We start from the raw sequence: 19,779 nt of genomic DNA, 5'->3' as shown, positions 1-19,779 counted from the left end.
TCGTGGTCATCACGGCACCTTCCCCGCTGACACTCGTCAGCGCGTCAGGCCGGAAACACCGTTAAATCCACAGTCCCCCCGGCCTAGATCGGGGTGGTGCCGTAGGGCAATGGCAGCGGAATGGGGCAGGTCTGAGAACGTGCGATCGCCGCTGAACCGGATGATCGTTGCCTGGTCTTGTCTACAGGCCTGACGCCCCTTCAAGGCGTGTGCAGGGTCCGTTCAGGGGCTGGTCGGGACGGCTTCCAGGATGTCCTGGCTTGGGGTCGAGACCGTTCGCTGGATGCGCCAGCCACTGGCCGCGAGCAGGTGGGTGTACTCGTCGAGTGTGCGTTCGCGACCGCCAACCAGTGCCAGCATGTACACATCGATGTCGCTGGCCTCGAACTGTCCAGCATCGTCGGGGATGACCCACTCGAAGAGGAGCAGGGTCGACGTCGGTGCGGCGGCTGTGCGCACTGCAGTCAGGATGGCGACGGCATCGGCGTCGGACCAGTCGTGGATGACATTGGAGAGCATGTAGCAGTCTGCGGCTGGGAGTGCATCGGTGAAGAAGCTTCCGGCCTGTACCGAGATCCGATCTAGGCTTCCCAGTTCGCTCGCGACCTGAGCCCGGTCGAACAGCACACCTTGTGCACCCGGAGTCTGGTCGAGCACGGCGCGCAGCAGATGTCCGCGCCCACCTCCGATGTCGGCGATCACGTCGAACTGGGAGAAGTCGTAGCAGGGCACCACCTTGGAGATCCGGCGGGTGGTCATGGCGGTCATGCCCTGGTCGTAGACCTCGGACTCCTCTGGGTGGGCGTCGAGGTAGGAGAAGAAGCCGTTGGGGTCGTGGAAGTTCGTTCCGGGTCGGCCCGTCCTGACCGCCTCCTCGAGGCTCTTGAAAGAGTCCCAGATGATCGGCATTCCCAGAAGGCGGGTCAGGGGGAGCAGACCCTCTGGGTGGTCATGCCGCAACAGCCGAGACGCCTCGTTGTGCGACACGTCGTCTCCGCTCATCGCGAAGATTCCCAGGGACGCCAGGTGCCTGACCACTCTGCCCAAGGACGACGCATCGACACCGAGTTCGCGGGCGATCTCGGCCACGCTGCGCTGCTCATCACCGATGACGTCTGCCACGCCAAGGCTCGCGACCACGTGCAGACATCGAGAGCCCACGTAGCCCTCGGCAAGAGACCCGACCAGCTCGGAGGGGTCCAGATCAGGCATGGTCGTCACGCGTCCTCGTCGTCGAGTGGGCGCCCGAGCGTTGGTCCGCAGGTTAGCGTTCCGCAAACATAACGAACAGGGGTGGCCCCCGGACCACATCCAGCAGCCTCACATCGGCATGATGTACAGGATCGGTGCTGTCGGTCGTGATGCTTCCCTTCCGTGGGGCTGGTGAGGACCCGCAGATTGCTCGGTCTCATCGCCGATTCTCCGAGGGCTTCAGACGGTCGTTGGCGGCGGTTCGACGCATACCCATCGACCTCAGAAGTCATCCGGCATCCCGCCCTCGAGCAGCAGATCCACCACCCGCGCCGCCCGGACTGCCGCATCCTCAGCAACAGCGAGGTCGTCGACCTCGTCGGCGTCGCCGGCGTCCGTCGTGCGCTCCTGACCGGGAGCGGGCTGGGTGATGCGGTGCAGGTCGCGCAGCACCCGGTCGCGGGATAGCCCGCGCAGGTGGGTGAGCACGAACGGGTCGGCCTGGATCAGCCACGCGAGCTGGGTCAGCACCGCCAGCGCGTGGGGACACGGGTCGAGCCAGGCCTGGCAGGTGCAGGCCGAGCCCAGCTCACCGCCGTACGGCAGCAGCTCGACGCCGGCCTCCTCGACCGCCTCAACCAGGGCGTGGGGCAACTGGCCGGCGAGCAGCGCAGCGACCCGGCCGGACTCGGCGGCGACCAGCTCGGTGAAGGCCGCCGCGTCCGGGGTGTCGAGCACCGGCACGGTCACCTCCACCGTGTACGCGTCGTGGCCGTCAGTGACCGCGGCGAGCGCGCCACCGTCGCTCACCGTGATGGAGCCGACCGCGCCGGCTCGGGCCAGCGCGCGGCCCGTCCGTAGGTCGGCCGCGCTGAACGCCGCCTCCTCGACGGCACGCAGCACCGCCTTGCTCCACCACGTGCCGGTGCCTCCGCCCCGCCGGGCCGGCAGCCGCGGGTGCGTGGTGCCGGGGGCCTCGGTGCCGTTCATCGTCTGAGCTCGACGAGGTCGCGGAGCTCGGAGTCGGACAGCTCGGTCAGGGCCGTCTCGCCGCGGGCGAGGACCGAGTCGGCGATGGAGCGCTTGCGGGTGAGCAGCTCGGCGATCTTCTCCTCGATCGTGCCCTGGGTGACGAAGCGGTGCACCTGCACCGGCTTGGTCTGCCCGATCCGGTAGGCGCGGTCGGTCGCCTGGTCCTCGACGGCCGGGTTCCACCAGCGGTCGAAGTGGATGACGTGGTCGGCGCGGGTGAGGTTGAGGCCGGTGCCGCCGGCCTTGAGGGACAGCAGGAAGACCGGGACCTCGCCGGCCTGGAACCGGGTGACCATCGCGTCGCGCGCCCGCACCGGGGTGCCCCCGTGCAGGAGCTGGTGGGGGACACCGGTCGTGCCCAGGTGGCGTACGAGCAGGTCCGCCATCGCGACGTACTGGGTGAAGACGAGGACCGCGCCGTCCTCGGCGATCACCGTGCCGACGAGCTCGTCGAGCAGCTCGAGCTTCTCCGACCGGCCGCGCAGCTTGGGGTTGGGCTGGCGCAGGTAGTGGGCCGGGTGGTTGCAGATCTGCTTGAGGCCGGTCAGCAGCTTGAGCACGAGGCCGCGGCGGGTCTCCTCGTCGGCCTCCTCGATGCGGCGCATCGACTCGCGCACGAGCGTCTCGTAGAGCACGACCTGCTCCCGCGTCAGCCCGAGGATGTGGTCGGTCTCGGTCTTCGCCGGCAGCTCGGGCGCGATCCCCGGGTCGGACTTGCGCCGCCGCAGCAGGAACGGGCCGATGAGGTCGGCGAACTGCCGGGCCTTGGTGGGCTCGAGCCCCGACTCGATCGGCGCGGCCCACACCTTGCGGAAGGCGTTGCGGCTGCCGAGCAGCCCGGGGATCGCCCAGTCGAGGATCGACCACAGCTCGGTGAGGTCGTTCTCGACCGGCGTGCCGGTGAGCGCGACCCGCGCGGCGCTGGGGATGGTGCGCAGGGCGCGCGCGGCGGACGAGCGGGAGTTCTTGATGTGCTGCGCCTCGTCGGCGACGACGAGGTCCCACGGCACCTCCGTAAGGATCGCGGCGTCGTTGCGCATCGTGCCGTAGGTCGTGAGCACGAAACCCCCGGTCACGCCGTCGAGGTCGCGGGCACTGCCGTGGTGACGGCGTACGTCGACGCCCGGTGCGAAGCGGCGGATCTCGGCCTCCCAGTTGCCGAGCAGGGATGCCGGGCAGACCACGAGGGTCGGTCCCCCGGCGCCGTCGAGGTCCTGGCGGTGCAGGTGCAGCGCGATCAGCGTGATCGTCTTGCCGAGGCCCATGTCGTCGGCGAGGCAGGCACCGAGGCCGAGCGAGGTGAGCTCGGCCAGCCAGCCGAGCCCGCGGTGCTGGTAGTCGCGGAGCTCGGCCTGCAGCCCGGCGGGGACGGCGACCGGCTCCGCGGTCGCGGCGTCCCGGAGCCGGTCGCGGACCTTGAGCAGGCTGGCGCCGACGATCGCCTCGTAGGGGACGTCCTCGACGTCGACCACCCCGGTCAGCGTGACCGCGAGCGCCTGCACCGGGGTGATCGTCCGGATCAGCCGCTTGCGCGCGCGCTTGATCACCGAGGAGTCGACGGCGACCCAGTTGTCACGCAGCTTGATGATCGGGCTGGTGGCCCGGGACAGCTCGTCCATCTCGTCGTCGGTGAGCTCCTCGCCGTGCAGGGAGAGCTGCCACTCGAAGCCGAAGAGCGCTTGCGGTCCGAAGAGGCCGTCCTGCAGCGGCTCGTCGCGGGTGCCCTTTGCCCGCTGCCGGCCGAGCTCGACGCGCTGGGTCACCTCGCGGTCGAGGTACTTCGGCCACATCACGGGGTGCCCGGCCTCGGTCAGCGCCGCGGCGCCCCCGTCGAGCAGCGACAGGATCTCGTCGGAGTCGAGGACGATCTCGTCGGGCACCCGCAGGTCGAGCAGCCGGTCGAGCACCGGCCACGCGTCGGCGGCCGAGCGCAGCGCGATCGCCGCGTGCGTGCGGGCGCGCTCGCCGAACCCGTGCGCCGCGTCGGGCCCGGCGTCGGCCCACAGCTCGGACGCGTCGGCCATGTGCCCGGCGTTGTCGACCGCGTGCACCTGCAGCACGAGGCGTACGGCCCCGGCGATCAGCTCCTCCTCGTCGGCCTCGATCCGGAACGAGATGGACACCAACTGGGGGCGGTCGTCGCGACCGCGCGACCGGATCCGCGCGATGCGCTGCTGGAGCTGGTCACTGAAGTCGTCGGGGCTGGACGGTCGCGGCACGGGGCGACCGGGCGGCAGGCGCGACCCGTGGCGCGACCGGCCGGGCGTGGTGCGCGGCATCGTGTCGACGACGGCCTCGAGCAGCCCGCGGACCATGTGCTCGGCCGTGGCCTCGTCGAAGCCGTCGGCAGCGCGCGAGCGGGCCAGGTCGGTGATCCGTCGCTCGTCGGCCGGATCGAGGCCGGCGACCTGCCAGTGCCATCCGTCCGGGTCCGGCGCGAACCGGCCCGACGCCACCAGCTGCAGGCCCATCAGCGCGGCGCCCGCCAGCAGGGCCACCGACGGGTGGAGGTCGGCCTGGTCGCGCACCTTGCCCAGCACCGGCAGCGCGCCGCGGATCGGCATCACGATCGTGCGGCGCTCGTCGGTGAACTCGATCGAGCCGTCCCGGGGCGGCTCCCCCACCAGCAACCTGGCGGGGCCGGTGACCGGGACAAAGCTCATGCACGACCTCCAGACCGTCCGACCGCAGTGGTCGACAGGACGCTAACGCCTGGGACCGACACCGAGTTCCCCACCCGCTACGGTCGGTCGCCATGGACCTCACCCAGCTGCTCGCGGACCATCCCGTGATCGACGGCCACAACGACCTGCTGTGGGAGGCCCGGGCGCAAGTGGCGTACGACTTCACCCGCCTCGACGTGGGTGCCGGCGGCACCCCCACCCACACCGACCTCCCGCGGATGCGGGCCGGCGGGATGGGCGCGCAGTTCTGGTCGGTCTACGTGCCGACCCGACTGACCGGCGACGACGCGGTGAGCGCCACCCTCGAGCAGGTCGACGCAGCCCGCCTCCTCACCACGACGTACGCCGACCAGCTGGCGTGGGCGACCACGGCCGACGAGATCGAGCAGGCCTGGGCCGCCGGTCGCATGGCGTCGCTCATGGGCGCGGAGGGCGGCCACTCGATCAACCGCTCGCTCGGCACCCTGCGCCAGCTGCACGAGCTCGGGGTGCGCTACCTGACGCTGACCCACAACGCCAACACGCCCTGGGCCGACTCGGCGACGGACCGGCCGGTCGCCGGCGGGCTGACCGCCTTCGGTCGCGAGGTGGTGCGGGAGATGAACCGGGTCGGGATGATGGTCGACCTGTCGCACGTCTCGGCCGACACGATGCGCGCCGCGCTCGAGGTCAGCGAGGCGCCGGTGATCTTCAGCCACAGCTCGGCACGTGCGGTCACCGACAGTCCGCGCAACGTGCCCGACGACGTGCTCGAGCAGGCGGCGCGCGGCGGCGGGGTCTGCATGGTGACCTTCGTGCCGAAGTTCGTGAACACCGCGTGCGCCGACGCGCACCGCGAGACGGTGGCCGCCGCGGCGGAGCAGGGCATCGCCGAGGCGGACGGGCCCCGGTTCGCAGCCTTCGAGGACGAGTGGCTCGTTGACCACCCGAGCCCCACGGCCACCCTCGCCGACGTGGTGGCGCACTGCGAGCACGTACGCGAGGTCGCCGGGATCGACCACATCGGCCTCGGCGGCGACTACGACGGCGTCGTGGCGCTGCCCGTCGGGCTCGAGGACGTCTCCACCTATCCGGCACTCTTCGGCGCGCTCGCGGACCGGGGCTGGTCGGCCGACGACCTGTCCCGGCTGACCTGTCGCAACACCCTGCGGGTGATGCGCGAGGTGGGGTCCGCAGCCCGGGAGATCCAGGCTCGGCGCGGGCCGAGCCTGGCCCGGATCGAGGACCTCGGCGGCGTACGCGCCACGTAGTCCCGAGGTGACGCAGCCCACGGCGAAAAGGATTGGGTCGTTGTCGGACGCAACCAATATCCTCCAGCGGTGACCGACACCCAGCTCCAGTCCGGCGAGACGCAGCCGGACCACTCCGACAAGCTCGACAAGAGCGTCCTGATGGTGGCCGGCGTGGTCGTCCTCGGCGCGATCATGTCGATCCTCGACATCACCGTCGTCTCCGTCGCGCTCGAGACCTTCCAGCGCGAGTTCGACGCCACCGCGGCCGAGGTCGCGTGGACGATGACCGGCTACACCCTCGCGCTCGCCAGCGTCATCCCGCTCACCGGCTGGGCCGCCGACCGCTTCGGCACCAAACGCCTCTACCTCCTGGCCGTGCTGCTCTTCACCGCCGGCTCCGTGCTGTGCGCGACCGCCACCTCGCTGGAGATGCTCGTGCTGTTCCGGGTGCTCCAGGGCCTCGGCGGCGGCATGCTCATGCCGCTCGGCATGACGATCCTGACGCGCGCGGCCGGCCCGGAGCGCGTCGGTCGCGTGATGGCCGTGCTCGGCATCCCGATGCTGCTCGGCCCGATCTTCGGCCCGATCCTCGGCGGCGCCCTGATCGACAGCGCCTCGTGGCACTGGATCTTCCTGATCAACCTGCCGATCGGCATCGGCGCCATCGTCTACGCCTGGATCGTGCTGCCCTCGGACGAGGTCGAGCCGTCGGAGACGTTCGACTGGCTCGGGATGGTGCTGCTGTCCCCCGGTCTGGCCGCGTTCCTCTACGGCGTCAGCTCCATCCCGGAGCACGGCACCGTCACCGCCGCCGAGGTCTGGCTGCCGGCCGTTCTGGGCGTCGCGCTGATCGTCGCCTTCGTGCCGTGGGCCCTGGCGAAGCGCAACATCCACCCGCTGGTCGAGCTGCGGCTGTTCAAGAACCGCAACATGACCGTGGCGATCATCGCGATGATGCTGTTCGCGATCGCGTTCTTCGGCGCCTCGCTCCTCTTCCCGCTCTACTTCATTCAGGTCCGCGGCGAGGACGCCCTCGGCGCCGGCCTGCTGCTCGCCCCGCAGGGCGTCGGCGCGATGATCACGATGCCGATCGCCGGGATCCTGGCCGACAGGATCGGCCCCGGCAAGATCGTGCTCGCCGGCATCACCGTGATCACCGTCGGCATGGCGATGTTCACCCAGATCGGCGCCGACACCTCGTACACCTACATGCTGAGTGCGCTCTTCGTCATGGGCCTCGGCATGGGCGGCACGATGATGCCGATCATGACCGCGGCGCTCGCGACCCTCACGGCGCACAACGTCGCCCGCGGCTCCACGCTGCTCAACATCACCCAGCAGGTCGCGGCCTCGATCGGCACGGCGCTCTTCTCCGTGATCCTCACCAACCAGATCAAGGGCAGCGACACCGCCGGCGCCTACCTCGCGTCGCGCTCGGCCCAGGGCGACCAGTCGGCCCTGGCCGCCATCGCGGAGCAGCTCGGGCTGCCGCTCGACCAGTTCACCGCGCTGGCCGCGTCCGGTCAGGTCGCACTCGCCGACTCGTTCGCGACGGTCTTCATCGTCGCGACGATCCTGGTCTGCTGCTGCCTGATCCCGGCCGCCTTCCTGCCGCGCACCAAGGTCGCGCCGGTCGACCCGGCCGCGATGATGGGTCACTGACCGACTCGCAGGGAGCATGATGGGCTGCAGAAATACTTCTGCGGCCTGTCGATTTCGGGCATCGGGCGGCGACGAGGTGATGATCGACCCCGACAGGCGGGGTCGCAGCACGAGAGGCACCACCATGAAGTACGTCCTGATGTACACCTCCCGCCCCGACCTGGCCGCGGGTGCCGACCCCGAGGCCGCCCAGCTCGTCTACAAGCGGGTCTACGAGTGGTTCGGCGAGAACGCTGGCGTGATGGCCGACTCGGGCGCCGAGCTGCTCGGCGTCGAGACCGCGACGACGGTGCGCCACGGGTCCGACGGTGCGGTCGTCGTCGACGGCCCGTTCAACGAGGCCAAGGAAGTGATCGGCGGGTTCAGCGTGATCGACGTGGCCGACATGGACGCCGCCATCGCCGTCGTGAAGACCTGGCCGCTGCTCGAGATGCCCGGGATCGCGGTCGAGATCCGGCCGATGGTCGAGGACTACTCCCACATGGCCTGATGACGAGAAGCCGGACAACCTGCACATGACCAGCCCGGACGACCTCCTCGCGCAGACACTGCGCGCGGAGGCCGGGCCGCTGGTGGCCCGGCTCTCCCGGCGCTTCGGCGACTTCGACCTGGCCGAGGAGGCCGTCCAGGGCGCGGTGGTCGAGGCGCTGTCCTCGTGGCGTCGCGACGGGCCGCCCCAGCGACCCGGTGCCTGGCTCCAGGTCGCCGCCGACCGCAACGCGATGGACGGGCTGCGCCTGCGCGACCGGCAGCGTGCGCTCGCCGTACGGGCTGTCGCACCGCCCGTCGACGACGAGCGCGGCGGCACCGACGACCGGCTCGCCCTGCTCTTCGCGTGCTGCCACCCGGCGCTCGCCCCCGACGCGCGGTTGGCGCTGACCCTGCGTGCGGTCGTCGGCCTGACCACGCCGCAGATCGCGCGGGCCTTCCTCGTCCACGAGAGCACGCTGGCCCAGCGCATCGTCCGCGCCAAGCGCAAGATCGTCGCGGCCCACATCGCCCTCACCGTGCCCGCCGAGGCGGACCTGTCCGAGCGGCTGGGCGACGTGCTGGCGGTCGTCTACGTGATGTTCAACGAGGGGTTCGTGTCCTCCACCGGCGCCACCCAGGACCGCGACCTCGCCGCCGACGCGGTCTGGCTCGCGGACGTGGTCGCGACCGCGCTGCCCGGTGAGGCGGAGGCGTGGGGGCTGGCCGCGCTCCTCACCATCCAGCACGCGCGCAGCCGCGCCCGGTTCTCCGACGGCGACCTGATCCTCCTGCGTGACCAGGACCGCACCCTGTGGGATGTGGACGCCATCGCCGACGGCGAGCGGCTCATCGAGCGGGCCGCGTCGCTGCGACGTCCCGGTCCCTACCAGCTCCAGGCCGCGATCGCCGCCGTCCACGCGACGGGCTCGAGCTGGGAGGAGACGGACTGGCTGCAGATCGCGCTCCTGTACGACGAGCTGGCGCGGTTCGACCCCTCCCCGGTCGTCCGGCTCAACCAGGTGGTGGCCCGCGCGCAGGTCGTCGGTGCTGCGGACGCCCTCGCCGGGCTCGAGTCGCTGGCCGAGCCGCTGGCCGGCTACCACCTCTTCCACGCCACGCGGGCGCAGCTGCTGAGCGACCTCGGCCGCGACGACGAGGCCGCACACGCCAACCGTCGGGCGCTCGAGCTGACGACCAACGACGCCGAGCGCAGGCTGCTGACCACCCGGCTCCACCGCCGCCCGCTGGACGACGGGACCTGAGGGCGCCGGGCTCAGCCCTGCGTGGCCAGCACCAGCGGGAGCACCGCGCTCGCGCCGGCCTCGCGGATCGCGGCGGCCGCGACCGTGAGGGTCCAGCCGGTGGCGACCTGGTCGTCGACGAGCAGCACCGTTGCGCCCGGCGGCACCTCGGCGGCGAGGCCGCCCCGGCGGCGTACGGCAGCGACGCGCTGCGCGGAGTTGGTCTGGCCGGCCCGCGGCGGGACGGACGAGTCGCGGATCGCCCACGTGCCGACGACCGGCAGCTGCATGACGCGGGCGAGGCCGTCGGCCAGGTCGCGGGTCAGGGTGGGCCGGGTCGCGGACTCGACGACGACGATGGCGTCGGGACGCGACGACCACTCCGGCGCCCAGTCCTTCATCACGTCCATCACGGCCTGCGCGAGCGCGGGCGGCACCGGTCCGTCGGGGGTGTCCTCGCGGAAGAGCGCGCGCAGCGCCTGGCCGTGGCCGAGGTCGGTGAGCCGCGCGACCGCCCGGCCCGTCTCCGCACCCTCGGCGATCTTGCCCTTGAGGTCGAGGCCGAGGTTGGTCAGCGCGGTCGGCCACATCTTGCGCGGCTCGACGACCACGCCGGGGCGGGAGAGCCGCTCGCCGGCCTCGGCCACCGCGGCCTCGCTGACGTCGGTGGACAGCGACAGCCCGCCGCAGTTGTCGCAGCGGCCGCAGTCGGCGGCTTCGGGGTCGTCGAGCTGTTCGCGCAGGAACCGCATCCGGCACTGGTCGGTGCGGAGGTACTCGAGCATCGCCTGCTGCTCGCGCTCGCGCGCCTCGGACACCCGGGCATAGCGCTCGGCGTCGTAGTCCCACGACCGTCCGGTCGCGACCCAGCCGCCCTGCACGCGCTGGACGGCGCCGTCGACGTCGAGCACCTTGAGCATCGACTCGAGCCGGTTGCGGCCGAGCTCGACCCGCGTCTCGAGGGTCGCGGTCGACATCGGCCGCTCGGACCCGGCGAGCGCGGCCAGGGTCTCGCGCACCTGCTCCTCGCGGGGGAACCCGAGCGAGGCGAAGTAGGCCCAGATGTCGCGGTCCTCGATCTGCGGCAGCAGCACGACGGTCGCCTCGTCGGTGCCGCGCCCGGCGCGGCCGACCTGCTGGTAGTAGGCGACGGGCGACTGCGGCGCGCCGAGGTTGATCACGAAGCCGAGGCTGGCGTCGAAGCCCATGCCGAGCGCGCTGGTGGCGATCAGGGCCTTCACCCGGCCGTCGACGAGTGCCTGCTCCAGCGCGTGCCGCTCGTCGGGATCGGTCTGGCCGGAGTAGGCCGCGACCTCGAGGCCCCGGTCCCGGAGGTAGCCCGCGACCTCCTGGGTCGCGGCGACGGTGAGGCAGTAGACGATGCCCGACCCCGGCTGCTCGGCCATGTGGTCAGCCAGCCAGGCCAGCCGCTGCTGCGGGGTCCTCAGGTTCACGACGCCGAGGCGCAGCGACTCGCGGTCGAGGGTGCCGCGCTGGACGAGGACGCCGGCATCGTCGGCCCCGTCGGCGTGGACCCCGAGCTGCTCGGCGACGTCGTCGGTGACCCGGGCGTTGGCGGTGGCCGTCGTCGCCAGCACGGGGATGCCGGCCGGCAGCTCGGCGAGGAGCGTGCGGAGGCGGCGGTAGTCGGGACGGAAGTCGTGGCCCCAGTCCGAGATGCAGTGCGCCTCGTCGACCACGAGCAGCCCGCACGTCGCGGCCAGGCGCGGCAGCACCTCGTCGCGGAAGCCGGGGTTGTTGAGCCGCTCGGGGCTCACCAGCAGGACGTCGACCTCACCGGACTGGATCTGGTCCTGGATCGGCTGCCACTGGTCGATGTTGGTGGAGTTGATCGTGACCGCGCGGATGCCGGCACGCTCGGCGGCCGCGATCTGGTTGCGCATCAGCGCGAGCAGCGGACTCACGATGACGGTCGGCCCCGCCCCGGCCTCCCGCAGCAGCTTGGTGGCGACGAAGTAGACGGCCGACTTGCCCCACCCGGTGCGCTGCACGACCAGGGCGCGCCGCGCGTCGACGGCGAGCGCCTCGATGGCCGCCCACTGGTCCTCGCGGAGCACCGCGTCGTCGCGTCCCACCAGGGCCGTGAGGTGCCGCTCGGCCGCCTCGCGCGCGGAGCGTCGTACGTCGTCCGGGACGGCCGTGGTGGTTGTCATGGCTCCTGTCTACCAACCGCCACCGACGGCACGCGCCACTGGCTAGGCAGGCTGTGGGTCGCGGTAGTTGTCGACCTGCGACGCGGACTTGATCAGCTGGGTGAGGGCGGTCAGCTCGGTCTCGTTCATCTGGGAGGCGTAGCGCGAGGCCTTGGCCAGCGCGCTCGACGCCGTCTCCAGGGCCGGCGAGATGTCGGAGACCAGGTCGGCGAACCGGTCGAGCGACCTCGCCAGGTCGGTCATCAGCTCGCGGGTGCGCTGGATCAGCTGGCGCGCCTTGTTGGCCGCGGTCGTGAGCGCATGGGGAGCCATGATGCCGAGGGTGGCCGCGGCCTCCCCGAGCAGCTTGATGATCTGGCCGATGGCGTCCGACATGATCTGGACGATGAACTCGCGGACCCCGGCCAGCACGGTGCCGCCGAGTGCCACGCCCGCGCCGACGCCGGTGCAGACGTTGCCCATCCCGCGGACGAGCGACTCCTCGACCTCGGCGAACTCACGGTAGGCGTCCATGGTGACCCCACGCAGCCCGGCCAGGTCGCCGGCGACGGCCCCGCGGTAGTCGTCGGCGAGCCCGCCGAGGTGGGTGGCGCAGTTCTGCCAGGTCTGGGCGAAGGACTCGATAGTCGCGGGGTCGCCGAGCAGCTCGTCGAGGGCGTCCTGGACGGGGCCGATGTGGGAGATCAGCCATCCGGCGAACATCGAGCCGATCGTTCCGATCGGGTCGATCGCCGCGCCGACCATGTCGAGGCCGGCGCTCAGCCCGTTGACCGAGCCCTCGATCCAGTCGCCGCGACCGAAGGCCTCGGCGGAGTCGGCGGCGCCGTCGATCATCTTGAGGCCGTCGGTCATGTCGTTGAAGCCCGGGTTGCGGTCGACCTGGGCGATGAGGTCGTTCATGACAGGGCCTTCTGGAACGCTTCGTTGAGCTCGGCGACGGTCTCGTCGACCAGCTGGAACAGGTCGGCCGCGGCGCGCATGCCGGTGGCGGTGGCGGCCAGCGAGCCGCTGGCGGCGCGGGTGGCGCCGACGCCCGCGACCTCGAGCGGCGCGATCAGGGGGTAGACCAGCGCCGCGCCGATCTTGCCGAAGGTGTCGGGCCGGAAGGACACGGAGTCGGCGGCCTGCACGGCCTTGTCGGCCTGTCCCTTGAGGGTGTCGACCTTGCCGGCGTGGCTCCGCATCGCGGAGAGGGAGACGTCGAGAGTCATCGCGCGTACTCCTCGTAGCCGAAGGTGCTCCGGTAGGAGCCGGTGATCGCCGCCGCCGCGGCCACGTCGCCGCCGTAGATCTCGCGGGCGGCCTGCTCGACCTCGAAGCTCAGTCGGCGCTTGGCCTGCGCGTGCGCCTCGAGGACGCCGTGCGCCAGCTGTCCGGCGTCGAGGCGGGTGAACTGGTCGTCGAGGTGCAGGTCGACCATCTGGCCGTTGCCGTCGACGGTCACGGTGACGAGGCGGTCGGTCGACTCGCCCTGGACCCGCATCTGCGCCGTGGTCGAGGCCAGGGCCTCAGCCTGGTCGATTCGGGCCTCGGCTGCGTCGAACGACTCGTTCATCGCAGCCAGGTAGGCATCGAGCCGTGTGCTCATCTGGTCGTCCTCCTGGGATGTCGTGGTGCCTCGTGCATCTTCCCCGCCCTAGGGTGGGCAAACATGGAGAGCCCTTCCGGCGCGTCACAGCCGACCACCGTCCTGACTCCCCGCCCGCTCCTGCGCAACCTCGCGCTCGGGGTGCTCGTGATCGGGATCGCCCTCACGCCGGCCGTCTGGGCCGCTGGCGGACCGCAGCGGCTGCTCTCCACGGTGGGGGTCGCGCTGGTGATGGTCGTGCTGCCGCTGTGGGCCGTGTGGTGGACCCACGGCCGCACGATCGTCGTCCACCCCGACCGCGTCGTCCTACGCCGGGGGGAGCGGGAGGTGCGCACCTTCGCCTTCGACGACCTGATCGAGATCCGTCCGGGCGTCGACGGTTCGGCGGGTGCGGCCACTCCCGAGTTCTGGAACAAGTCGGTGACCCTCCTCGGTCGTACGAGCGACGGCAAGCGACGCGGGCTCAAGGTGTCCGCCCAGACCGTCGAGAGCATCGACCCGCTGCTCCTCGCCCTCGCGCCCGCGGTGGCGCGGCGACCGGACCTGCTGCCGCACGACGTCCACCGCACGCTCTTCGAGGAGTACGTCCACGACCTGGGGCCGGGCCGTGGGACCCAGCGCGGCTGAGCACTCCAGCGCCTGGGTCGCGCTCGAGCCGCGCCTGGCGCTCGTCGTGGGATCCCTGGTGGTCGCGGCCCTGTGCGCCTGGCCCACGTGGCGTACGTGGCGCGCCTGGCGGACGGCTCGGGACCGCCGCGGCCTCGCCCTGCTGACCGCCGTGGGATGCACGCTGCTCCTCGTCGGCGCACCGCTGGCCCTGGCCGCCGACGCCGGCACCAGTGGCGTACGCGTGTCCGACACCCGCATCGAGACCACCCGGCTCGGGGACGTCCGGACCGGCCTCGACTTCGCCGACCTCACCTCCGTCGAGGTGGGGCAGAAGGGCAGCCTCGGCCCGCTCACGCCCGGCTGGTCGGACGACTACGTCCGGCTCACGGGTCGTACGCCCACAGGTGATCGCGTGGCGGTCGAGGTGACGACGGCGCGGGTCACCAGCCTCCAGCCGCTCCTCGACCGGCTCGAACCGGTCGTGCGCGACCGGCCCGAGCTCTCCACGACGTGGGGCGACCTGGACTGACCCGTCAGCCTGCCCCGACCTCCTCGCCCAGCCGCGCGCGCAGCGTGGCGAGCCCGCGGGACGCGTGGCTCTTGACCGTGCCCTCGCTGATCGACAGCTCGTGGGCGGTCGCCTCGACCGAGAAGCCCAGCCAGTAGCGGAGCACCACGGTCCGCCGCTGCATGGCCGGCAGGCGGCGGAGCTCGGCGAGCAGCTCGAGCCGGTCCTCGGTCGTCGCGCCACCGCGGGCAGGCACGTCGAGCAGCTCGACCGGCACCGACGAGCGGCGCCGGTGCCACGGGCGACGGCGCTGGTCGAGGTCGGCGTTCACGATGATGCGCCGGGCGTACGCCTCCTCGCGGCCCGAGCCGCCCACCCGCGACCAGGCCAGGTAGAGCTTGACCAGCGCCTCCTGCAGCACGTCCTCGGCGCGGGCGTCGTCGCGACACACGGCATACGCGATCCGGCGCAGCGTGGCCTGCCGGGCCTCGACGAACTCGACGAAGTCGTCGTCGTAGGCCCTCACAGGTAGCCCTGCGCGATGAGGTCGAGGAAGCCCTCGAAGTCGGGGGCGACATCGGCCCGGTAGGCCTGCGACCACGGCCCACCGTCCCCGGGGTCGACGGCGACGGCGTACCAGGTCTGGCCCCCGGACACGACCTCGACGGCTGCGGCGCGGCGGTGCTGGACCCAGTCGGGCCCGAGCTCCGGGTCGAGCTCGCTGCGCACGATGCGGACGTCGGGCGAGCCGGACCTGACCTCGCTGGTGGTGTCGTCGGCGAACTGCACGAGCCGCTCGGCGAACGACGGGCGGCCCTGCTGACTGGCCGTCGCGTCGTCGACCCACAGCTCGAAGTCGTCGGTCCACCGCCCCGGGATGTCCATCACGCCCGAACCGTCCGCAGACAGCCAGACCCACACGATGCCGTCGGTCATCTGCTCCGGGGCGCAGGCGCACGTCGCCTCGACCGCGTACGACCTCGCCGTGCCCGCTTCCCCGTAGGTGAACGGATCGACGATGACGCGGCGCACCGCGGCATCGGGCGCCACCCAGAGCCGGCCCTCGGGGGACATCGCGACCGGCCCGTGGTTGCCGTACTCCTGCGCCCAGGACGGGATCGCGTCGGTGGTGAACCAGTCGATGCCGTCGAGACCGTCCTGCGCCTCCAGGGGGTTGTTGGGCAGCGGGGCGACGAAGTCCGGGTCGGCCGAGTAGTCGATCGTCGGCGTGTTGGTGAGCTCGGGGACGGAGGTCGGCTCCTGCGCGAGCTGCGCCTCGTCCCCCGCACCGCCCTGGCCGAGCGCGGCCACGAGGGCCAGCGCGGCGGCCGCAGCAGCCGGCGCCGTCACCGCGGCCGCGACCCGGCGCCGGCGACGTGCCCGCCGTCCCTCGAGGAGGTACGTCGTCGCCGGGACGGCGGGCAGGGCGTCGAGCTCGCGGTCGAGCCGGGTCAGCAGGTCGGTCTCAGGACTCATGTCCCCTCGACGTCCCAGCATCCCCGGAGGTTGTCACGCTGCGCCCGTCAACGCCTGCTGTTCTCCACGAAGCGGTCGATGTCGACGCCCGCCCGGCGTGCCGCGCGACGCGCCTGCGGCGTGGTCAAGTCGGGGGTGACGAAGACCTCCGGCTCGATCGTGCGGTCGGCGTCGGCGTACTGCTGCTGGAGCGCGGCCTGGCTGTCGGCGCTCGCGGCCGAGTCGGCGGCGACCTGCGCCGTGACCGCGACGGCGGCACCGGTGAGCAGCGGGCTCACGGTCGGCGTGTAGCCGCCGGCGTGACCGTTGGCCTTGGGGTGGTAGCTCTCGCTGATCGGGTTCGAGAGGCCGTTGATCCACTCGTCGGCGTCGCAGACCGCGTGCCCGAGGAAGCTGTTCGTCGGGTTGGCGAAGGAGAAGCCGGCAGCCGACGCCGCCGAGGCGAGGCGGCTGTTGAGCAGGTCGGCGGTCTGGTTGAGGCGCGCCTCCTCGGCCGGCGAGAACCAGGTGAAGGCGTTGCAGTCCTCGCCCATGAAGATCCGCGGGTAGCCGACCACGACCACCCTGGCGCGCGGCTGCGGATGCCGGAGTAGAGGGTGCCCAGCCGCGAGGGGAGGGTCGCGTTGATGAAGGACTGGGCGGTGTTGATCGCGCCGTCGCAGTTGCTCATCCAGCCGGGCTGGGCGCACTCGGTCAGCACGTCGGCGAAGCCCGCGTCGTTGCCGCCGACCGAGATCGAGACGTAGTTGGTCGCGGTGGTCAGCGCCGAGAGCTGGGTGTTGGTGACGTCGGCGACCGTGGCGCCCGAGCACGCGCGGAAGTTGAGCGCGTAGCCGCGGGCCGCGGCGATCAGGCTGGGGTAGGCCGCGGTGGAGCGCTGGCAGCTGGTGCCGTCGGCGATGTACGACCGGGTGCCGGTGCCGGACGCGTAGGAGTCGCCGAGCGCGACGTACGCCGGCGCAGCGGCCTGCGCGGGCTGAACGAGGAGCGGGGCGATCAGGCCGGCGAGGGCCGTGCCGAGCAGCGCGAAGCGAGACGTACGAGTCATCTGTGAGTCCTCCGAGAGTGTGGCCACCCGAGTGTGGCCACGCTCACAGTAGGGACAACCGGGGTCCCGTCACCAGACCGATCGGTCGGTCTCGTCGCCTCAGGGGTCGACGCGGCGCAGCCGTGGCGCGGCCGGTCGCAGCACGCTCGCGTCGCGGAAGGACTCGTCCACCAGCAGCGGCACGACCTCGCTGACGTCGTGCTGTGCGGCGATCTCGACGTCGGCGACGAAGCCCACCTCGGTCAGCTCGACGCCACTCGCGCAGTGCAGGAGGTCGTCCGGCAGGCGTGCCGCGCGCCAGGCCGCAACGGCCATCCGGGCCTCGGGGCTCGCGCTCCCCTCGAGTGCCGCGTCGTCGTCGATGAGGCCGGCGAGGACGGCGCCCGCGCCCCACAGGTCTTCGACCGCCGGGCGGAGCGTGTCGTCGTACCACCGCTCGCCGCCAGGTACGACCACGACGCTGGCACCCTCGGCGACCCTGGGCGCGAGCCATCGAGCGACGGCGCCGGCGTTGCGCAGGCAGGCGCCGACGACCTGCGCCCCGGAGTCGGCGAGCGCGAAGGAGATGGTCGAGCCGTTGGGAGACGGCAGCACCAGCCGTTCGATGCCCTCGACCTCCGACAGGCTGGCGGGCGAGAGCGAGACGTGCCGGGCGTCGCCGCGCGAGAGCGCCTCGAAACGACCGACCGCCAGCGTCGCGCCGTGGCGCATCGCGTGCTCGGCGGCCCGCGAGTCGCGCCAGCGGAACGGGAAGACCTCGATGCCGCGCTCGATCGCGACGCTCAGGGTGGTGGTGAACGAGAGCACGTCGACCACGACGGCGTAGTCGGCCGGCACGGCCGTCGCGCCCGTCGGCCCCCACTCCATGCGGATCCGGGAGGCGGACTGGTCGTGGCCGGGCAGTGTCACGGACTCATTCAACAACCCGCCCGGAGGGATCGGGAACTGCGCGCGGGCGGCGGGTGCGGATTCGGCGAAAAGCCGGTGCGGGACCCGACCCGCGACCTACTCTCGACATCCAACGAACATCCACACCATGCCCACAGGAGTCATTGTGAAGGGAACACCCCGGACGGCCATGACCATCGTCGTCGCCGCACTCGCCCTCATGCTCGCCGCCGGAACGGGTGCCACCGCCTCACTGCTGATCACGGGCAAGCAGATCAAGGACGGCTCGGTCACGAGCAGCGACATCAAGAACCGCAGCCTCAAGGTCAAGGACCTCTCGACCAAGGCGAAGACCAAGCTCAAGGGCGCGACCGGCCCCGCCGGCGCGCGCGGTCCCGCCGGACCGGCCGGACCGGTCGGACCGGCGGGCGCCGCCGGCTCGTCGGGCCTGCCCGGACTCCAGGGCCTCCAGGGCCTCCAGGGCCTCCAGGGCCTGCCCGGCCTGCCGGGCCTCAGCGGCCTGGAGGTCATCACGCAGACCGTGCCCATCCCGGGGATCCTCGGCACCGGTTCCGTCGCGGGCGCGTGCCCGGCCGGCAAGCAGGCGATCTCCGCGACGTCGTCGTACGCCTCGGCACCGGCCAACCTGCTCGCGAGCCTGTTCAGCCAGGTCACCCGGACCAGCCCGACCGCCTTCAGTGCCTCCGGCTACAACCTGCTCGGCACTGCGCAGACGCTCACGCTGGACGTGGTCTGCGCGACCGTCCCGAGCTGATCGCCGCGTTACCGGACAGTCGTGTCGTCAGCAACGCTGGTCGCGACACGACTGTCCGGTAACGATCAGCCGGCAGTGAGTCCGCGGGGGTCTGGAAGGTTCTCGTAGTACGCCGTCGCCTCCTCGCGGTCCGCCAGCCATGCCTCGAGATCATCCTCGACCGGGGCCAAGCGCCAGCGCCTGACGCTCGAAGGGCGTTCCAGCGCCCGCGCCCGTACGGCGACCAGCCGGGGCGCCAGTGTGCTCGGCTTCATCGCCTGGCGTCCCGTCACCCGGGCCACCTCGAACCCGACCTGCCGAAGGGCCTCCTCCTTGGTGATGTCCCACGCCTGCCGCTCAGCACCGCGGTGGTCGGCGCCGTCGACCTCGATGGCCGCCTCCGCCTCTTCGTCGATGAGGTCCACCTCGCCGATGCGTGTGCCGTCCGAGGCGAGCACCACCCGGTTGACGAGCAGACGCGGCCAGCCCGCGTCCTCCTCGGCGACCGTACGCGCCCGGACCTCCATCGGCGAGCGGACGCGTCCGCGTGCCCGCGCCAGTGCCCACCCGACCACCCCGTCCCTGCGCGCGCTGCGACGAGCACGGGCAAGGGCGGCGACACGAGGCAGCGACGTGATCCGGCCCGCCAGCGCCGACTCGAGCACGACGAGCGCCTCCCGTTCGTCGTGGCGCCGCATCTCGTCGAACACGGCTCGCTCCGGGACCACAGTCCGCACGCCGTAGCGCGTGACGACCTCCCACTCGTGCAGCGCCTCGAAGGAGACGGCGATCGCAGCGGCGCGGCGCATCGAACCGCGGTGCCCGACCACGATGCCGACCGGCAGCTCGGTCGTGCCGTCCACGTCACGACCGTCGAGGAAGGCGGCCCCGTGGAGGAGGCAGGCGGCCCATCCGGTCAGGGCGGCGTACGGCGGCATCCGGGCGGCCCACTCCACGATGCGCTGCTGGGTCAGGGTGCGATTGACCTCGCTCGGGACGAAGAGCCCGGAGCCCGTCCGGACCCACCGCGGACCCCGGGCCTGACCGGGCGTCAGACCGTCCTCGAGTCGCCGCGGATGCACCACGGAGACCCGAGGCGCGACGGGATCCCATCGGTGCCTGGCCACGGTCGCAGCGTGCACCAGATCGGCGTACGCCTGCTGGCACTCTCCACAGGTCCGCCGTTACCGGACAGTCGTGTCGCCAGCGACGCCGATCAGG

Annotated in this window: 19 protein-coding genes and 1 pseudogene; 7 read left to right on the top strand and 13 right to left on the bottom strand. The window is 72.0% G+C overall.

From position 1 onward, the window contains the following. Positions 1-222: 222 nt before the first annotated feature. The 3 genes from EUA94_RS11125 to EUA94_RS11115 form a co-directional block, all read right to left on the bottom strand. Positions 223-1,212 carry a methyltransferase gene (locus tag EUA94_RS11125; protein WP_242494807.1) on the bottom strand — a complete coding sequence of 330 codons (990 nt, stop codon included), beginning with the start codon at positions 1,210-1,212 and terminating at the stop codon, positions 223-225. A gap of 261 nt (positions 1,213-1,473) precedes the next feature. After that, positions 1,474-2,181, bottom strand: coding sequence for an SWIM zinc finger family protein (locus EUA94_RS11120; protein WP_242494801.1), 708 nt, complete (start codon positions 2,179-2,181; stop codon positions 1,474-1,476). Further along, positions 2,178-4,886 carry a DEAD/DEAH box helicase gene (locus EUA94_RS11115; protein ID WP_129426936.1) on the bottom strand — a complete coding sequence of 903 codons (2,709 nt, stop codon included), beginning with the start codon at positions 4,884-4,886 and terminating at the stop codon, positions 2,178-2,180. The genes EUA94_RS11120 and EUA94_RS11115 overlap by 4 nt, the downstream gene beginning before the upstream one ends. 92 nt (positions 4,887-4,978) lie before the next feature. Between EUA94_RS11115 and EUA94_RS11110 the strand changes: the two genes are divergently transcribed. The 4 genes from EUA94_RS11110 to EUA94_RS11095 all read left to right on the top strand — a co-directional run bounded on the left by EUA94_RS11110 (position 4,979) and on the right by EUA94_RS11095 (position 9,534). Beyond that, positions 4,979-6,157, top strand: a complete 1,179-nt coding sequence (locus tag EUA94_RS11110; RefSeq protein ID WP_129426935.1) for a dipeptidase — start codon at positions 4,979-4,981, stop codon at positions 6,155-6,157. A gap of 69 nt (positions 6,158-6,226) precedes the next feature. Next, on the top strand, positions 6,227-7,801 hold the full coding sequence (locus EUA94_RS11105) for a DHA2 family efflux MFS transporter permease subunit (protein WP_340640857.1): 1,575 nt from the start codon (positions 6,227-6,229) through the stop codon (positions 7,799-7,801). Positions 7,802-7,925: 124 nt separating this feature from the next. Beyond that, positions 7,926-8,291, top strand: a complete 366-nt coding sequence (locus EUA94_RS11100; protein ID WP_129426934.1) for a YciI family protein — start codon at positions 7,926-7,928, stop codon at positions 8,289-8,291. Positions 8,292-8,316: 25 nt separating this feature from the next. Further along, positions 8,317-9,534: an RNA polymerase sigma factor gene (locus tag EUA94_RS11095; RefSeq protein ID WP_129426933.1), complete on the top strand. Its 1,218-nt coding sequence runs from the start codon at positions 8,317-8,319 to the stop codon at positions 9,532-9,534. An 11-nt stretch (positions 9,535-9,545) separates the two neighbouring features. Here the strand turns inward: EUA94_RS11095 and EUA94_RS11090 are convergent, their stop codons facing one another. From EUA94_RS11090 to EUA94_RS11075, 4 genes are read right to left on the bottom strand one after another with little or no spacing between them, the layout of a single operon-like run. Beyond that, the gene (locus EUA94_RS11090; protein WP_129426932.1) at positions 9,546-11,687 is read right to left on the bottom strand and encodes a RecQ family ATP-dependent DNA helicase; all 2,142 of its coding nucleotides are present in this window, start codon (positions 11,685-11,687) and stop codon (positions 9,546-9,548) included. Positions 11,688-11,729: 42 nt separating this feature from the next. Next, the gene (locus EUA94_RS11085; protein WP_129426931.1) at positions 11,730-12,587 is read right to left on the bottom strand and encodes a hypothetical protein; all 858 of its coding nucleotides are present in this window, start codon (positions 12,585-12,587) and stop codon (positions 11,730-11,732) included. Further along, the gene (locus EUA94_RS11080) at positions 12,584-12,898 is read right to left on the bottom strand and encodes a type VII secretion target (RefSeq protein ID WP_129426930.1); all 315 of its coding nucleotides are present in this window, start codon (positions 12,896-12,898) and stop codon (positions 12,584-12,586) included. The genes EUA94_RS11085 and EUA94_RS11080 overlap by 4 nt, the downstream gene beginning before the upstream one ends. Then, entirely contained in the window at positions 12,895-13,275 is a 381-nt protein-coding gene (locus EUA94_RS11075) for a YbaB/EbfC family nucleoid-associated protein (protein WP_129426929.1), read from the bottom strand. The genes EUA94_RS11080 and EUA94_RS11075 overlap by 4 nt, the downstream gene beginning before the upstream one ends. Before the next feature lie 63 nt (positions 13,276-13,338). Between EUA94_RS11075 and EUA94_RS11070 the strand changes: the two genes are divergently transcribed. Together EUA94_RS11070 and EUA94_RS11065 are read left to right on the top strand one after the other, a co-directional pair. Continuing rightward, positions 13,339-13,902, top strand: coding sequence for a hypothetical protein (locus tag EUA94_RS11070; RefSeq protein ID WP_129426928.1), 564 nt, complete (start codon positions 13,339-13,341; stop codon positions 13,900-13,902). Further along, complete coding sequence (locus tag EUA94_RS11065; RefSeq protein ID WP_129426927.1) at positions 13,883-14,413, top strand: hypothetical protein; 531 nt, start codon at positions 13,883-13,885, stop codon at positions 14,411-14,413. Before EUA94_RS11070 ends, EUA94_RS11065 begins: the two co-directional genes overlap by 20 nt. A 4-nt stretch (positions 14,414-14,417) precedes the next feature. Here the strand turns inward: EUA94_RS11065 and EUA94_RS11060 are convergent, their stop codons facing one another. From EUA94_RS11060 to EUA94_RS11045, 5 genes and pseudogenes are all read right to left on the bottom strand, one after another. Further along, positions 14,418-14,918, bottom strand: a complete 501-nt coding sequence (locus EUA94_RS11060) for a SigE family RNA polymerase sigma factor (protein ID WP_129426926.1) — start codon at positions 14,916-14,918, stop codon at positions 14,418-14,420. Continuing rightward, positions 14,915-15,868, bottom strand: a complete 954-nt coding sequence (locus tag EUA94_RS11055) for a hypothetical protein (protein WP_129426925.1) — start codon at positions 15,866-15,868, stop codon at positions 14,915-14,917. The genes EUA94_RS11060 and EUA94_RS11055 overlap by 4 nt, the downstream gene beginning before the upstream one ends. 47 nt (positions 15,869-15,915) lie before the next feature. Beyond that, positions 15,916-16,425 (bottom strand): SGNH/GDSL hydrolase family protein, encoded by a 510-nt coding sequence (locus EUA94_RS22675; protein WP_242494808.1) that lies wholly within the window; start codon positions 16,423-16,425, stop codon positions 15,916-15,918. A gap of 53 nt (positions 16,426-16,478) precedes the next feature. Further along, positions 16,479-16,916, bottom strand: a pseudogene (locus EUA94_RS22670) (GDSL-type esterase/lipase family protein); the annotation flags it as partial. Positions 16,917-17,015: 99 nt separating this feature from the next. Next, positions 17,016-17,825 (bottom strand): 2-phosphosulfolactate phosphatase, encoded by an 810-nt coding sequence (locus EUA94_RS11045; protein ID WP_242494800.1) that lies wholly within the window; start codon positions 17,823-17,825, stop codon positions 17,016-17,018. A 169-nt stretch (positions 17,826-17,994) separates the two neighbouring features. On the opposite strand from EUA94_RS11045, the gene EUA94_RS22930 reads away from it, so the two are divergent. Beyond that, a complete protein-coding gene (locus EUA94_RS22930) occupies positions 17,995-18,579 on the top strand; it encodes a collagen-like protein (protein ID WP_165356858.1) in 585 nt (194 codons plus the stop codon). 65 nt (positions 18,580-18,644) lie between these two features. On the opposite strand, the gene EUA94_RS11035 is transcribed toward EUA94_RS22930, so the two are convergent. Further along, positions 18,645-19,685: a hypothetical protein gene (locus EUA94_RS11035; protein ID WP_129426923.1), complete on the bottom strand. Its 1,041-nt coding sequence runs from the start codon at positions 19,683-19,685 to the stop codon at positions 18,645-18,647. Positions 19,686-19,779 lie beyond the last annotated feature (94 nt).

This window comes from Nocardioides zhouii (genome assembly GCF_004137345.1).
In the GTDB taxonomy this organism is placed as follows: domain Bacteria; phylum Actinomycetota; class Actinomycetes; order Propionibacteriales; family Nocardioidaceae; genus Nocardioides; species Nocardioides zhouii.
Note: the sequence above shows the minus strand (reverse complement) of the source record. Positions and strands in the feature narration are given on the sequence as shown.

Excerpts from the sequence above, each read along its gene's own strand:
- EUA94_RS11110 (WP_129426935.1), top strand. The coding sequence starts at position 4,979 with ATGGACCTCACCCAGCTGCTCGCGGACCATCCCGTGATCGACGGCCAC.
- EUA94_RS11075 (WP_129426929.1), bottom strand. The coding sequence starts at position 13,275 with ATGAGCACACGGCTCGATGCCTACCTGGCTGCGATGAACGAGTCGTTC.
- EUA94_RS11095 (WP_129426933.1), top strand. The coding sequence starts at position 8,317 with ATGACCAGCCCGGACGACCTCCTCGCGCAGACACTGCGCGCGGAGGCC.
- EUA94_RS11115 (WP_129426936.1), bottom strand. The coding sequence starts at position 4,886 with ATGAGCTTTGTCCCGGTCACCGGCCCCGCCAGGTTGCTGGTGGGGGAG.
- EUA94_RS11080 (WP_129426930.1), bottom strand. The coding sequence starts at position 12,898 with ATGACTCTCGACGTCTCCCTCTCCGCGATGCGGAGCCACGCCGGCAAG.
- EUA94_RS22930 (WP_165356858.1), top strand. The coding sequence starts at position 17,995 with ATGACCATCGTCGTCGCCGCACTCGCCCTCATGCTCGCCGCCGGAACG.
- EUA94_RS11090 (WP_129426932.1), bottom strand. The coding sequence starts at position 11,687 with ATGACAACCACCACGGCCGTCCCGGACGACGTACGACGCTCCGCGCGC.
- EUA94_RS11070 (WP_129426928.1), top strand. The coding sequence starts at position 13,339 with ATGGAGAGCCCTTCCGGCGCGTCACAGCCGACCACCGTCCTGACTCCC.
- EUA94_RS11100 (WP_129426934.1), top strand. The coding sequence starts at position 7,926 with ATGAAGTACGTCCTGATGTACACCTCCCGCCCCGACCTGGCCGCGGGT.
- EUA94_RS11085 (WP_129426931.1), bottom strand. The coding sequence starts at position 12,587 with ATGAACGACCTCATCGCCCAGGTCGACCGCAACCCGGGCTTCAACGAC.
- EUA94_RS11120 (WP_242494801.1), bottom strand. The coding sequence starts at position 2,181 with ATGAACGGCACCGAGGCCCCCGGCACCACGCACCCGCGGCTGCCGGCC.
- EUA94_RS11125 (WP_242494807.1), bottom strand. The coding sequence starts at position 1,212 with ATGCCTGATCTGGACCCCTCCGAGCTGGTCGGGTCTCTTGCCGAGGGC.
- EUA94_RS11055 (WP_129426925.1), bottom strand. The coding sequence starts at position 15,868 with ATGAGTCCTGAGACCGACCTGCTGACCCGGCTCGACCGCGAGCTCGAC.